General features: G+C 51.6%; 12 protein-coding genes and 1 pseudogene. 8 read left to right on the forward strand and 5 right to left on the reverse strand.

What is annotated here, in order from left to right; genetic code table 11:
* Window positions 1–39: 39 nt before the first annotated feature.
* The gene (gene msrB, locus OGX81_RS15675; protein ID WP_047457431.1) at window positions 40–453 is read right to left on the reverse strand and encodes a peptide-methionine (R)-S-oxide reductase MsrB; all 414 of its coding nucleotides are present in this window, start codon (window positions 451–453) and stop codon (window positions 40–42) included.
* A gap of 341 nt (window positions 454–794) precedes the next feature.
* Here msrB and gapA point away from each other — a divergent pair, with 341 nt between their 5' ends.
* Together gapA and OGX81_RS15685 are read left to right on the forward strand one after the other, a co-directional pair.
* Window positions 795–1,790 carry a glyceraldehyde-3-phosphate dehydrogenase gene (gene gapA / locus OGX81_RS15680; RefSeq protein WP_012132666.1) on the forward strand — a complete coding sequence of 332 codons (996 nt, stop codon included), beginning with the start codon at window positions 795–797 and terminating at the stop codon, window positions 1,788–1,790.
* Window positions 1,791–1,874: 84 nt separating this feature from the next.
* Window positions 1,875–2,759, forward strand: a complete 885-nt coding sequence (locus tag OGX81_RS15685) for a D-hexose-6-phosphate mutarotase (RefSeq protein WP_047457434.1) — start codon at window positions 1,875–1,877, stop codon at window positions 2,757–2,759.
* 209 nt (window positions 2,760–2,968) lie between these two features.
* Here OGX81_RS15685 and OGX81_RS15690 read toward each other — a convergent pair whose 3' ends face one another.
* A complete protein-coding gene (locus tag OGX81_RS15690; protein ID WP_012132670.1) occupies window positions 2,969–3,715 on the reverse strand; it encodes a MipA/OmpV family protein in 747 nt (248 codons plus the stop codon).
* A 432-nt stretch (window positions 3,716–4,147) separates the two neighbouring features.
* On the opposite strand from OGX81_RS15690, the gene yeaG reads away from it, so the two are divergent.
* Both yeaG and OGX81_RS15700 read left to right on the forward strand, forming a co-directional pair.
* Entirely contained in the window at window positions 4,148–6,082 is a 1,935-nt protein-coding gene (gene yeaG, locus OGX81_RS15695) for a protein kinase YeaG (RefSeq protein WP_012132672.1), read from the forward strand.
* A gap of 204 nt (window positions 6,083–6,286) precedes the next feature.
* Window positions 6,287–7,570 carry a YeaH/YhbH family protein gene (locus OGX81_RS15700; RefSeq protein WP_058669020.1) on the forward strand — a complete coding sequence of 428 codons (1,284 nt, stop codon included), beginning with the start codon at window positions 6,287–6,289 and terminating at the stop codon, window positions 7,568–7,570.
* Between the two features lie 51 nt (window positions 7,571–7,621).
* Here the strand turns inward: OGX81_RS15700 and OGX81_RS15705 are convergent, their stop codons facing one another.
* On the reverse strand, window positions 7,622–8,392 hold the full coding sequence (locus tag OGX81_RS15705) for a class I SAM-dependent methyltransferase (protein ID WP_104868744.1): 771 nt from the start codon (window positions 8,390–8,392) through the stop codon (window positions 7,622–7,624).
* Between the two features lie 170 nt (window positions 8,393–8,562).
* On the opposite strand from OGX81_RS15705, the gene dgcJ reads away from it, so the two are divergent.
* Window positions 8,563–10,050 (forward strand): diguanylate cyclase DgcJ, encoded by a 1,488-nt coding sequence (gene dgcJ / locus OGX81_RS15710; RefSeq protein ID WP_104868745.1) that lies wholly within the window; start codon window positions 8,563–8,565, stop codon window positions 10,048–10,050.
* 45 nt (window positions 10,051–10,095) lie between these two features.
* The gene (locus OGX81_RS15715) at window positions 10,096–10,599 is read left to right on the forward strand and encodes a YbaK/prolyl-tRNA synthetase associated domain-containing protein (RefSeq protein ID WP_104869138.1); all 504 of its coding nucleotides are present in this window, start codon (window positions 10,096–10,098) and stop codon (window positions 10,597–10,599) included.
* A gap of 4 nt (window positions 10,600–10,603) precedes the next feature.
* Here the strand turns inward: OGX81_RS15715 and yoaI are convergent, their stop codons facing one another.
* Window positions 10,604–10,708 (reverse strand): small membrane protein YoaI, encoded by a 105-nt coding sequence (yoaI, locus tag OGX81_RS15720; protein ID WP_096753847.1) that lies wholly within the window; start codon window positions 10,706–10,708, stop codon window positions 10,604–10,606.
* Between the two features lie 209 nt (window positions 10,709–10,917).
* On the opposite strand from yoaI, the gene OGX81_RS15725 reads away from it, so the two are divergent.
* Window positions 10,918–11,364 (forward strand): DUF441 domain-containing protein, encoded by a 447-nt coding sequence (locus OGX81_RS15725; RefSeq protein WP_012132677.1) that lies wholly within the window; start codon window positions 10,918–10,920, stop codon window positions 11,362–11,364.
* Here the strand turns inward: OGX81_RS15725 and OGX81_RS15730 are convergent.
* Window positions 11,347–12,136 (reverse strand): annotated as a pseudogene (locus OGX81_RS15730) (AraC family transcriptional regulator); the annotation flags it as partial. The gene OGX81_RS15725 and the pseudogene OGX81_RS15730 sit on opposite strands and share 18 nt — an antisense overlap.
* 99 nt (window positions 12,137–12,235) lie before the next feature.
* Here OGX81_RS15730 and OGX81_RS15735 point away from each other — a divergent pair.
* On the forward strand, window positions 12,236–13,423 hold the full coding sequence (locus OGX81_RS15735) for a CynX/NimT family MFS transporter (RefSeq protein WP_012132679.1): 1,188 nt from the start codon (window positions 12,236–12,238) through the stop codon (window positions 13,421–13,423).
* The last annotated feature ends 25 nt before the right edge of the window (window positions 13,424–13,448 follow it).

The following is a 13,448-nucleotide window of genomic DNA, read 5'->3' on the forward strand; positions in this document are numbered from 1 at the left end:
TAAGTCCGCTCCTGTGGAATAATTTGCTGAATCGTTTTTTCAGCCCTTAGTTTGTTCGCCGTTTTCATCATCGGTGAAGCTTAATGAGGCCGAATTGACGCAATAACGCTCACCCGTCGGCTGTGGGCCATCCGAAAAGACATGTCCCAGGTGCGCATCACAGTTGCCGCAGCGAATTTCTATACGCTGCATCCCGTGGGAAAAGTCCTTAATGTAACGGATAGATTCTTCACTGACCGGCTCGTAAAAGCTCGGCCAGCCGCAGCCGGAATCATACTTGGTTTGGGAATGAAACAGCGGCGCGTCGCAGACCAGACAGTGGTAGACGCCATCACGCTTATTATGCAGCAAACGCCCGGTAAATGGCGGTTCCGTACCGTGATTCTGCGTCACGTAGAATTGCATTTCGGACAACTTTTTTTTCAGATCTTCCGCAGAGGGTTGATTAGCCATTTGCTCACATCTCGCTTTAGCCATACTCACATTGCGTGACCGATTCTAACAAAACATTAACACCCCAGTGTGAACTTTTGTTCTAAACTTGATCCTTGCGAAATGGCAGCTTATGAATCGTGATCGGAATCACGTTTTTATCTCAGTTGCCCTTTAAAATTCGGGGCGCCGCCCCCATGTGGTTTCAAGCCGAAAGGAAGAGTGAGGCGAGTCAGCCGTGCAAAGCTTGTACAGAGGATTGATTTGTCGCAATGATTGACACGATTCCGCTTGACGCTGCGTAAGGTTTTTGTAATTTTACAGGCAACCTTTTATTCACTAACAAATAGCTGGTGGAATATATGACTATCAAAGTAGGTATCAACGGTTTTGGCCGTATCGGTCGCATTGTTTTCCGTGCTGCTCAGAAACGTTCTGACATTGAGATTGTTGCAATCAACGATCTGTTAGACGCTGAATACATGGCTTACATGCTGAAATATGACTCCACTCACGGTCGTTTCGATGGCACCGTTGAAGTGAAAGACGGTCATCTGATCGTTAACGGTAAAAAAATCCGTGTTACCGCTGAACGTGATCCGGCTAACCTGAAATGGGACGAAGTTGGTGTTGACGTAGTTGCTGAAGCTACCGGTATCTTCCTGACTGACGAAACCGCACGTAAGCACATCACTGCTGGCGCGAAAAAAGTGGTTCTGACAGGTCCGTCCAAAGACAACACTCCGATGTTTGTTAAAGGCGCTAACTTTGACAAATACGAAGGCCAGGACATCGTTTCCAACGCATCCTGCACCACTAACTGCCTGGCGCCGCTGGCTAAAGTTATCAACGACAACTTCGGCATCATCGAAGGTCTGATGACCACCGTTCACGCGACCACCGCTACTCAGAAAACCGTTGACGGCCCGTCTCACAAAGACTGGCGCGGCGGCCGTGGCGCGGCTCAGAACATCATCCCGTCCTCTACCGGTGCTGCTAAAGCGGTAGGTAAAGTGCTGCCGGAACTGAACGGCAAACTGACTGGTATGGCGTTCCGCGTTCCGACTCCGAACGTATCCGTTGTTGACCTGACCGTTCGTCTGGAAAAAGCGGCTTCTTACGAAGACATTAAGAAAGCGATCAAAGCTGCTTCCGAAGGCCCGATGAAAGGCGTTCTGGGTTACACCGAAGACGACGTAGTCTCTACCGATTTCAACGGCGAAGTGTGCACTTCCGTGTTCGATGCTAAAGCAGGTATCGCGCTGAACGACAACTTCGTGAAACTGGTCTCCTGGTACGACAACGAAACCGGCTACTCCAACAAAGTTCTGGATCTGATTGCTCACATCTCCAAATAAGTTGAGATGAGAAATTGATCCCAAAAGGCGACCTCCGGTCGCCTTTTTTTATGGCTAAGAGTTTTCAACTCCAAGGATTGCATCATGATTAACACAATTTTCGCTCTCCCGGTCATCGAACAAATTACCCCTGTCCTCTCCCGCCGCCAGCTCGACGAGCTTGACGTGATCGTCGTCGATCACCCGCAAGTTAAGGCGTCTTTTGCACTCCAGGGCGCACATTTGCTCTCCTGGAAACCAGCAGGCGCCGAAGAAGTGCTGTGGCTGAGCAACAACACGCCGTTTAAAACAGGCGTTGCGCTGCGTGGCGGCGTACCGATCTGCTGGCCGTGGTTTGGCCCCTCTGCGCAGCAGGGTCTGCCGTCTCACGGCTTTGCCCGTAACCTGCCGTGGGCGCTGAAAGCCCACAACGAAGACGACAACGGCGCGGTACTGACATTTGAACTACAGAGCAGTGAGGCGACTCGCCAGTACTGGCCGCACGATTTCACCCTGCTTGCGCGCTTCAAAGTGGGTAAAACCTGTGAGATCGAACTGGAAGCCCACGGCGAATTCGAAACCACGTCTGCCCTGCACACCTACTTTAACGTCGGCGATATCGCCGCAGTTAAGGTCAGCGGCCTTGGCGACCGTTTCATTGATAAAGTGAACGACGCCAAAGAAGATGTGCTGGCAGACGGCGTCCAGACGTTCCCGGATCGTACTGACCGCGTTTACCTGAACCCGGAAGCCTGTAGCGTTATCCATGATGATGCGCTGAACCGCAACATTGACGTCATCCACCATCACAACATTAACGTTGTGGGATGGAACCCTGGCCCGGCACTCGCCGCCAGCATGGGCGACATGCCGGATGATGGCTACAAAACCTTTGTCTGTGTGGAAACGGCTTACGCCACCGCGCCGCAAAAAGCCAGCGAAGAAAAACCGTCTCGCCTGGTGCAAACAATTCGCGTCGCAAAACGTTAAGGGTTGACTGATGCCGGATGACGATGCTGACGCATCTTATCCGGCCTGCAACCTGTCGGAGCAGCTGTCTGCGTACATCTCTGCGCTGGCATTCTCACCCATGTACCACGTCCTGTCATCGCATCCTCCCCATCAATGCACCACCGTAAAGCAAAACAGAGCGCAAGCGCCCTGTTTTGATGCACGAATTGCACTGTAAAAATGCACAATCAGAACTTATAGGTGATCCCGGTTGAGATTAGGCCGGTCCAGGATTTATCAACCATCGGGCTGTCGGTCACTTCATCCGACAAACGGGTATAACGCGCTGTACCGTAAACGCTCCAGTCCCCGAGGAAGTTGTAGTTAGCGCTGATTTCCAGGTACGGGTTCCAGCCGCTTTCTGGATCGTAGCTACGCAGGCCGCTGCGCGAGGACTCTTTGCGCGAAACGCCATAGTAGTATTCGTTCTGGTTTTCGCTGTTCCACTGCACGCCAATACCCGGCGTCAGCGTCAGCGCGCCATTGGTATAGCGGTACAACCAGGCCAGATCCCACACGATGCCGTTGCTGTTATCCAGCGTATCGCCCGCCAGCGTGGTGCGCAGGAAACCGTATTCGGTATTGTGGATGTAAGACAGGCCCGCCATCATGGTGCTCTTACGCTTGTCGAGTTCGCGCAGTCGGCGATCGTCGCTGTCGCCCGGCTTAAAGTACAGCGGAGACCAGTACGCGGTAATCGACAATTTATCCGCTTTGTCGTTCCACAGGTAGTATCCGCCGCCCAGCCCCCGGAACCAGAAGTTATCACTTTCATAGTTGATAACCGGCACCGGATACACATCAGCATCGTAATCTTTGTAAGGATGTTCAACCACACCAACGCCAGCGCCCAGCGTCAAGTCGTTTTCAGCTTGCGCTACGCCAGCTGATGTGGCGATAAGCACGCCAAATGCCAGAAGTTTGAGTTTGGTCACAATCCATATTCCTTATTCAAATGTTTAGCGCCAAAAGTGTAACTGCCAATACGTTTCAACCCAACTATTTTACTTATTCGTTTCACTCTCTGTAACCGGTTAATTTCTCAATAGTGGATGACAGTTTGCTTGCAGTCGGATGAACGCGGGATGACTTTCATCTCTTTTCTTTACATAACCATGCACTTTTAGCGGATGAGTTATTGATATGCCATTGAAATTCATTTATGCGCACAGGCAAGTTTTGCAAATGCCATCTACGCTTAATTTTAAGAAGGTGTATCACCGGGCACGTTGATCTCTTGCTCTGCGTTGTGGCATGAGAGTTGCTGTTTATCAGTAGAGACGTCGTTCAGTTACCTCTTCCGGGAGCCTCTACTATTCATATGAACGGCTCTTACCATGTGCTAAAAAACGAAAGGACGGCATACCATGAATATATTCGATCACTATCGCCAGCGCTATGAAGCTGCCAAGGACGAAGAGTTCACACTGCAGGAGTTTCTTACCACTTGTCGGCAAGATCGCAGTGCTTATGCCAACGCGGCAGAGCGGCTACTGATGGCTATTGGTGAGCCTGTCATGGTCGATACTGCCCAGGAACCTCGACTTTCTCGACTCTTTTCGAACCGGGTCATCGCTCGCTATCCCGCATTCGAAGAGTTTTACGGCATGGAAGACGCGATTGAACAGATTGTCTCTTATCTGAAACACGCGGCTCAGGGGCTGGAAGAGAAGAAACAGATCCTGTATCTGTTGGGGCCTGTAGGGGGCGGTAAATCGTCGCTGGCCGAGCGACTGAAATCTTTGATGCAGCATGTGCCTATTTATGTTCTGAGCGCCAACGGTGAGCGTAGTCCGGTAAACGATCACCCGTTATGCCTGTTTAATCCGCAGGAGGACGCGCAGATTCTGGAAAAAGAGTACGGCATTCCGCGCCGCTATCTCGGCACCATTATGTCGCCGTGGGCCGCGAAACGTCTGCATGAGTTCGGCGGGGATATTACCAAATTCCGCGTCATCAAAGTCTGGCCGTCCATTCTGGAACAGATTGCTATCGCCAAAACAGAACCCGGCGATGAAAACAACCAGGATATTTCCGCGCTGGTCGGCAAGGTGGATATTCGTAAACTCGAACACCACGCGCAAAACGACCCGGATGCCTATGGCTATTCCGGCGCGTTGTGCCGCGCTAACCAGGGGATCATGGAGTTCGTCGAGATGTTTAAAGCACCGATTAAAGTGCTGCATCCTCTGCTGACCGCCACTCAGGAAGGTAACTACAACGGGACGGAAGGTATCTCCGCCCTGCCGTTTAACGGTATTATTCTTGCCCACTCGAACGAATCCGAATGGGTGACTTTCCGCAACAACAAAAATAACGAAGCCTTCCTCGACCGTGTTTACATCGTGAAGGTACCGTATTGCTTACGCATTTCCGAAGAGATCAAAATCTACGAGAAGCTGCTGAATCACAGTGAGCTGACTCATGCGCCATGCGCGCCGGGTACGCTGGAAACCCTGTCGCGTTTCTCGATTCTTTCTCGTCTGAAAGAGCCGGAAAATTCGAGCATCTACTCGAAAATGCGCGTCTATGATGGCGAAAGCCTGAAAGATACCGACCCGAAAGCGAAGTCCTATCAGGAATACCGGGACTACGCCGGCGTCGATGAAGGGATGAATGGTCTGTCCACGCGTTTCGCATTTAAGATCCTCTCCCGCGTGTTTAACTTTGACCATGCCGAAGTGGCCGCCAACCCGGTGCATTTGTTCTACGTACTGGAGCAGCAAATCGAGCGCGAACAGTTCCCGCAGGAACTGGCTGAACGCTATCTGGAGTTCCTGAAAGGTTATCTGATCCCGAAATACGCCGAGTTTATTGGCAAAGAGATCCAGACCGCCTATCTGGAATCCTATTCCGAGTACGGACAGAACATTTTTGATCGTTATGTCACCTATGCGGATTTCTGGATTCAGGATCAGGAATACCGCGACCCGGATACCGGCCAGCTCTTTGACCGCGAGTCACTGAACGCTGAACTGGAGAAAATCGAAAAACCGGCGGGCATCAGCAACCCGAAAGATTTCCGTAACGAGATAGTCAACTTCGTTCTGCGTGCCAGAGCGAATAACAGCGGTCGCAATCCAAACTGGACCAGTTACGAAAAACTGCGCACGGTTATTGAGAAGAAAATGTTCTCGAATACCGAGGAACTGCTGCCGGTGATTTCGTTTAACGCGAAAACCTCAACCGACGAGCAGAAAAAACACGACGATTTTGTCGACCGCATGATGGAGAAAGGTTATACCCGTAAGCAGGTTCGCCTGCTGTGCGAATGGTATCTGCGCGTACGTAAATCGTCTTAACAGCATAAATGGCCCGGAAAATTTTATCCGTTTACCGGGCCAACAATTCTTTTGTACGCGAAATCATTCAAGAGGTATCAAGGCGGCAAATGAGTGAATCCCCAGGAGCGTACATAAGTACGTGACTGGGGTGAGCGAATACAGCCAACGCAGAGACAACTTGAAGGATGAAGCGTAAGTTGGCAAATGCAGTACGGGGGGCTTATGACCTGGTTTATTGACCGGCGTCTTAACGGTAAAAACAAGAGCATGGTGAACCGCCAGCGCTTCTTACGCCGTTATAAAGCGCAAATTAAACAGTCGATCTCCGAGGCCATTAATAAACGTTCGGTGACCGATGTAGAGAGCGGCGAGTCCGTCTCAATCCCGACAGATGACATCAGCGAACCGATGTTTCATCAGGGACGGGGCGGCTTGCGCCATCGCGTACACCCCGGCAACGATCATTTCGTACAGAACGATCGCATTGAGCGTCCACAAGGTGGCGGCGGTGGTTCCGGGAGTGGGCAAGGCCAGGCCAGTCAGGATGGTGAGGGTCAGGATGAATTCGTCTTTCAGATTTCCAAAGATGAGTATCTGGATCTGCTCTTTGAAGATTTAGCGCTGCCTAACCTGAAAAAAAATCAGCAACGGCAGCTTACTGAGTATAAAACCCACCGCGCGGGTTTTACCTCCAACGGCGTTCCGGCCAACATCAGCGTGGTGCGTTCCCTGCAAAACTCTCTGGCGCGCCGCACGGCGATGACTGCGGGTAAACGTCGGGAGCTGCGCGCGCTTGAGGACGACCTGGACATCATCACCAAAAGCGAACCCGCGCAGTTGCTGGAAGAGGAGCGGCTACGTAAAGAGATTGCCGAACTGCGGGCAAAAATCGACCGTGTCCCCTTTATCGACACCTTTGATTTACGCTACAAAAATTATGAAAAGCGCCCTGACCCTTCCAGCCAGGCCGTGATGTTCTGCCTGATGGACGTATCCGGTTCGATGGATCAGGCCACCAAAGATATGGCCAAACGTTTTTATATCCTGCTCTACCTGTTCCTCAGCCGAACCTATAAGAACGTTGAAGTGGTCTATATCCGCCACCATACGCAGGCAAAAGAGGTGGATGAGCATGAGTTCTTCTACTCCCAGGAAACCGGGGGCACTATCGTCTCCAGCGCCCTGAAATTGATGGATGAGGTAGTGAAAGATCGCTACGACCCGGCGCAGTGGAATATCTACGCGGCGCAGGCTTCGGATGGCGATAACTGGGCAGATGACTCTCCGCTGTGTCATGAGATTCTGGCGAAAAAACTGCTGCCGGTGGTGCGCTATTACAGCTATATCGAAATCACCCGCCGCGCCCACCAGACCTTATGGCGCGAATATGAGCATCTACAATCGACCTTTGATAACTTTGCGATGCAGCATATCCGCGACCAGGATGATATTTATCCGGTCTTCCGTGAACTGTTCCAGAAACAAAGTACGACAAGTAAAGACTAGAAATCAGTCCGTCAGGTCAGTAAAAAGCCAGAACCGTGTTCTGGCTTTTCTTTATTTCCCCTTAATCGAACAGCAGGCAATGTAATTCAACTGATGGCGCTGTGATTTAAAGAAGCGAAACATCTTGATAAAACGGCTGCGATTATCACGGATGCACAGCCCGTTATAAACAATTTTAAGCGCCCCTTTCAGCCCTTCATCGCGAATCAACCCTCGCGGAGACATCAGCGACATTTCACCGTTCTGCTGTAAAACCTGCTCAAACCCGGAATCCAGCAACAGATCGCGCCAGCCTTGTTTGGTCATTGGGCTTACATTCGATTTCACCACATGCTGAAGCTGGTTCTGCTCACCTTCCGCCAGCTTCTGGCTGGTCAGCATAATATCGTGCGTTAAGAGACGGCCACCCGGCTTCAGAACCCGATAATATTCACCGATCAGCTTTGCTTTCGCTTTGTCGGCATACATGGTGAGCATGGCCTCGTTAATCACGACATCAAAACTGTTATCGGCAAAGGGTAAGCTGTTGGCATTGGCGGCCATGACATGGATGTGATTTTCCAGCCCGTGCGCCGCAACATTGTTCCGCGCGTTTGCCAGCGCGTTTTTATCCATATCGATAGCGTAGACCGAACAACCAAAACGTTGCACCAACTCAATGGCGGTCGTCGCCATATTGCATGCCACTTCCAGCACCTGGCTGCCCGGCGTCAGCTGAGACTGGCTGAACAGCCACTCCGTCGCCTCAATGCCGCCCGGACGCAGACGGGTTTTGCCCAGGCTTGCTAAAAATGTATGGCCCGCTTTTTCATTCGCACTCATCGCGCACCTCCTTCCTGATAAGTTGCATTATAAATACAACATTAAGAGAAAAAGGGGAAGTATGAGAATGATTTTTATTTCACAGCACAAAAGAGGACGAAGGCGCTGTTAGAGAGAACATCGCCACTGTGATAAACTGAAGCGTCGCCCTTTGAAAACTGTTATTCATCATGAAATTGCATCATAAAGCGCTCAGGCTCTTTATCTCCGCAAGCGTCATTGTACTGACGTCCTCTTTTCTGGCTTATGAATTGATCGCCAGTGACAGGGCGATGAATGCCTATATGGGCTATATCATCGAAAAGGCAGACTCTTCATTTTTGTATGACAAGTACCAGAATCAGAGCATTGCAGCTCATTTAATGCGCACGTTCACGGAGCCCAAAACACCACCATCCGATGAACAACAATATGCGTTATGCCGCGGATTTGAAACAGACAGCAATACCCACGGCATCAATCTCACCACTCATAATAACCCATCGCTACATGGAACACTGCAAACCGCCGAGGCAAGCTGCGCGATCGTAGCTGACGACGCTCCTCTGTTGTTCGCTTTTGATCAGGCGGTGGCGGCGAATCGTAACCAGAAGGATTATGGTAAAGGGCTGGGCACTGTAGAAGATAAATTCCACTACTATCTGGATATTAAAAAACGCTACGTCTATTTTTATAACCTGATTGACTCCAGACAATTTTTTATGCACCACTGGTCTTTTCTGCGAAAAGGAACGCTGGGAATCAACCATAACGATATTGATGGTCAATTCACAGGGCGAACAGTGCTCTCAAGCATTTATCAGGACGATCTTACGGAAAAAAATGTGATGAGTTTTTTAACTCCCGTTTATCTACATGGAAAGTTAAAAGGCATAGTAATGGTGGATATTAACCAGGATAACCTGAAGAATATTTTTTACACTCAGGATCGTCCACTGGTCTGGCGCTATCTGGACGCGACTCTGTTCGACCTGAATTCAGAGAAAAAAATCATTGTCCATCAGAGCGAAAATAACCTCTTTAATTATGTTAATTATGTTCACGATCTGCCAGGCGGAATCCGTGTCACATTATCTCTCGACATCCTGTATTTTATTGTCTCATCATGGAAACTGTTCGCCTTTTACCTGCTCGTTACCGCTACGTTACTGAACATGGTCAGAATGCATTTTCGCCTTTACCATAATGTTAATCGTGAAAATATCAGCGATGCAATGACCGGCCTCTATAACCGTAAGATCCTGACACCGCAGCTTGAACAGCGTTTGCAGCGACTGGTCAACACAGGCACCTCCGTGACGTTTATCGCCATCGATCTGGATAGGTTGAAAGTCATTAACGACACGCAGGGGCATCAGGAAGGCGATCGCACAATTACATTGCTGGCAAAAGCCATTGAAGCATCGGTGCGTAAAACAGATTACGCAATAAGACTGGGAGGTGATGAATTTTGTGTAATTCTTATCGATTCAGTTGTACCGGCAACAACTTTACCTGAGCGTATTGCCAATAAGTTGCGAATCATCGCGCCAGATAAGGCGATTAGTTTTTCCGCTGGACTTTATCATATGCAACCTGAGGATACGATCCAGGATGCATACAAGGCCTCTGATGAGCAACTCTATCTCAACAAACAACAAAATCATGCACGTTTGTGATACCCTTTTGCCGTTGAAACTTCATCGCAATATTGGGAGTGAATGATGAATGAAGTCGCTAAGGGGATCACGGCTCACCAGCGTTTGATTACCCTTTTATCGCAGGAAGGCGCCACTTATCGTGTACTCAGCCACGAGGCGGTCGGTAAGTGCGAAGCGGTTTCGGAAATTCGCGGCACCGCACTGGGCCAAGGGGCAAAAGCGCTGGTGTGTAAAGTGAAAGGCAATGGCGTCAATCAACATGTCCTGGCGATCCTTTCCGCTGACCAGCAGGCCGATCTCACCCAACTCGCAAACCATCTCGGCGGACTAAGAGCTTCACTTGCCAGCCCTGCCGAGGTGGATGCGCTGACCGGCTGCGTCTTTGGCGCGATTCCCCCTTTTAGCTTCCACCCTAACCTGAAGCTGGTGGCCGATCCGCTGTTGTTCGAGCGCTTCAACGAAATCGCGTTTAACGCCGGCGTGCTGGAAAAATCAGTCATTATGAATACCGACGATTACCTGCGCATTGCGCAGCCGGAACTGGTCAACTTTCGCCGAGCGCAATAACGGCTCAGAAACGTCTTTCCAGCACCAGTACGGAAATCACAATCACCGCGGCAATAGCGAAAAATGATGAGGTAATGATCAGCGTTTCAATCAGCATATGATCGTTCATGGTTTCACCCCGTTGCGACAGAGAAAACGGCTCACCTGTTATTGATAAATCGAATTAATGGCAATTTAATGACAGCAAGCCTGACCTGCCCGGAAAATTCGCCTCAGGCATTCGCCTGAAAATGTACCGTTATTGATAAAAAAGCCTGTTCACTCACGTATTTACGCGTACAGTAAGCAGGCTTATCTTTCTCTGGCAAGGAAACCACGATGTTTGATGTCACTCTGCTGATCCTGCTTGGACTGGCAGCGCTGGGCTTTATCAGCCATAACACCACTGTCGCCGTTTCAATTCTGGTGTTGATCATTGTCCGCGTTACCCCACTCAATACGTTTTTCCCGTGGATTGAGAAACAGGGGCTGACCGTCGGGATCATTATCCTGACTATCGGCGTCATGGCGCCGATCGCCAGCGGTTCGCTGCCTCCCTCTACGCTCATTCACTCCTTCGTCAACTGGAAATCACTGGTTGCCATCGCCATTGGCGTCTTCGTCTCCTGGCTGGGCGGGCGCGGCGTTACGCTGATGGGAAGCCAGCCACAGCTGGTCGCGGGTTTACTGGTGGGGACGGTACTGGGCGTTGCGCTGTTCCGGGGCGTGCCGGTCGGCCCGCTCATTGCCGCAGGCCTGGTGTCGCTGATTATTGGGAAGCAGTAAGCCCGGCCAGATAACGGCCTGGCGTTTGCCCCAGCCCCTTTTTAAACATGGTGATAAACGCGGTCGTTGAATCATAACCCAGCGTTTGGGCGACATGCTGCACGCTGTGTCCGTCAATCAGCGCCTGCAACGCCAGAATAAGCTGCAACTGGTGACGCCAGCGACGAAAGCTCAGGCCGGTTTCCTTTACCACCAGTCGGGCAAGATTGCGTTCGCTCATGGCGAACAGGCTCGCCCACTGCCCCAGCGTTTGCCAGCGGGCTGGTTCACGCGCCATCGTCTCCACCATTTGACGTATTTTGGGATGCCCGGAAACCGGAAGCTGCATCTGCTCCTGTGGTTGTTGCGGAAGCTCATCAAACAAGACCTGTGTCAGGCGCTGCGTCATTGGCTCGGTACGCTGAATATCCGTTCTCGCGGCAAGCGCCAGAATCAGCTCCCGACACAATGGCGTTATTTTTAGCGTACAGCAGCGACCCGGCATCACGACCGCATCCGGCTCAATAAACAGAAAACATAATTCCGCCCCCGCCGTGACGTGGTTACTGTGGGGAATTTCGCCGGGAACCCATACCGCATACTGTGGCGGCACCATCCACATGGCGCTTTCTACCTCGCAGGTAATAGCGCCATGCAGCGCCAGGATCAGTTGCCCTTTTCGATGGTGATGCAGCGGACTGAAAAGCTCATCTTCGCGAGCGCGAATGCAAAAGGCCACAGCCGCATCATGGTGAAGGTCAGGCTCGTAGCCATCCAGTCTCAGGCCAATCATCATATTGTCCGATTTTAGCGATAAACTGTCATTTTAGCTTGATTGATCCAGAGAGTAAAAACGGTAAGGTATCGCCTCGCCTGTTGATATGAGAAAACAATGACTATTTCCCCTTCATTACGCGGCAAAAACGGTGCATTACTGATTGCCGGTATTCTGATGATTGCGACGACGCTGCGCGTTACCTTCACTGGCGCTGCGCCGTTACTGGAGACGATTCGTGCGGATTACGGGCTAACTACCGCACAAACGGGCCTCCTGACCACGCTTCCCTTGCTGGCTTTCGCGCTGGTCTCTCCGCTGGCGGCAAACATTGCGCGCCGGTTCGGCATGGAACGCAGCCTGTTTGCCGCCATGCTGTTGATTTGCTTTGGTATTGCCGTGCGCTCGCTACCTTCTGCCAGCTTCCTGTTTACCGGCACAGCCATTATTGGTTGCGGTATCGCGCTGGGAAACGTGCTGCTCCCTGGGCTGATTAAACGCGATTATTCGCAGCATGTGGCAAAACTGACCGGCGCCTATTCATTGACGATGGGCGCCGCAGCGGCGGTGGGTTCGGCAATGGTCGTACCGCTGGCGTTGCATGGCTTTGGCTGGCGCGGCGCGCTGTTAATGCTGATGCTGTTTCCCCTGCTGGCCTTTCTTATCTGGCTGCCGCAGTGGCGCAACACGGCTACCGCCAACCTGAGCAACTCCCGCGCGCTACACTCGCGCGGCATCTGGCGATCCTCCCTCGCCTGGCAAGTCACCTTATTCCTCGGCATTAACTCGCTTATCTATTACGTTATCATCGGCTGGCTGCCCGCGATTTTAATCAGCCACGGCTACAGTGAAGCGCAGGCCGGATCGCTACACGGTCTGCTGCAACTGGCGACGGCTGCGCCGGGACTGTTGATTCCGCTCATCCTGCACCGGTTCAAGGATCAGCGCAGTATTGCCGCGCTGGTATCGCTCATGTGCGCTCTCGGCGCGGCCGGATTCTGGTTTGTGCCGGAACAGGCGGTGCTGTGGACGATTCTGTTTGGGTTTGGCTCTGGCGCGACGATGATTTTGGGACTGACGTTTATCGGGCTGCGCGCCAGTTCCGCACACCAGGCGGCGGCGCTTTCGGGCATGGCGCAATCTGTCGGCTATCTGCTGGCGGCATGTGGGCCGCCGTTGATGGGTAAGATTCATGATGCCAACGGCGACTGGCACATCCCGCTAATTGGCGTGGCGGTTCTGGCGGTCGCGATGGCAATATTCGGCCTTTATGCCGGACGCGATCGGGAGATCGCAGCAAAATAACCGAACGGGCAGGCATTGACCTGCC

This window comes from Citrobacter sp. CK206 (assembly GCF_030333125.1).
Classification (GTDB): domain Bacteria; phylum Pseudomonadota; class Gammaproteobacteria; order Enterobacterales; family Enterobacteriaceae; genus Citrobacter_B; species Citrobacter_B koseri.

Bases quoted from the DNA above. Each gene is read 5' to 3' on its own strand.
- OGX81_RS15725 (WP_012132677.1), top strand. From the start codon at position 10,918: ATGTTTGATGTCACTCTGCTGATCCTGCTTGGACTGGCAGCGCTGGGC.
- gapA (WP_012132666.1), top strand. From the start codon at position 795: ATGACTATCAAAGTAGGTATCAACGGTTTTGGCCGTATCGGTCGCATT.
- yeaG (WP_012132672.1), top strand. From the start codon at position 4,148: ATGAATATATTCGATCACTATCGCCAGCGCTATGAAGCTGCCAAGGAC.
- OGX81_RS15700 (WP_058669020.1), top strand. From the start codon at position 6,287: ATGACCTGGTTTATTGACCGGCGTCTTAACGGTAAAAACAAGAGCATG.
- OGX81_RS15705 (WP_104868744.1), bottom strand. From the start codon at position 8,392: ATGAGTGCGAATGAAAAAGCGGGCCATACATTTTTAGCAAGCCTGGGC.
- msrB (WP_047457431.1), bottom strand. From the start codon at position 453: ATGGCTAATCAACCCTCTGCGGAAGATCTGAAAAAAAAGTTGTCCGAA.
- OGX81_RS15685 (WP_047457434.1), top strand. From the start codon at position 1,875: ATGATTAACACAATTTTCGCTCTCCCGGTCATCGAACAAATTACCCCT.
- yoaI (WP_096753847.1), bottom strand. From the start codon at position 10,708: ATGAACGATCATATGCTGATTGAAACGCTGATCATTACCTCATCATTT.
- OGX81_RS15735 (WP_012132679.1), top strand. From the start codon at position 12,236: ATGACTATTTCCCCTTCATTACGCGGCAAAAACGGTGCATTACTGATT.
- dgcJ (WP_104868745.1), top strand. From the start codon at position 8,563: ATGAAATTGCATCATAAAGCGCTCAGGCTCTTTATCTCCGCAAGCGTC.
- OGX81_RS15715 (WP_104869138.1), top strand. From the start codon at position 10,096: ATGAATGAAGTCGCTAAGGGGATCACGGCTCACCAGCGTTTGATTACC.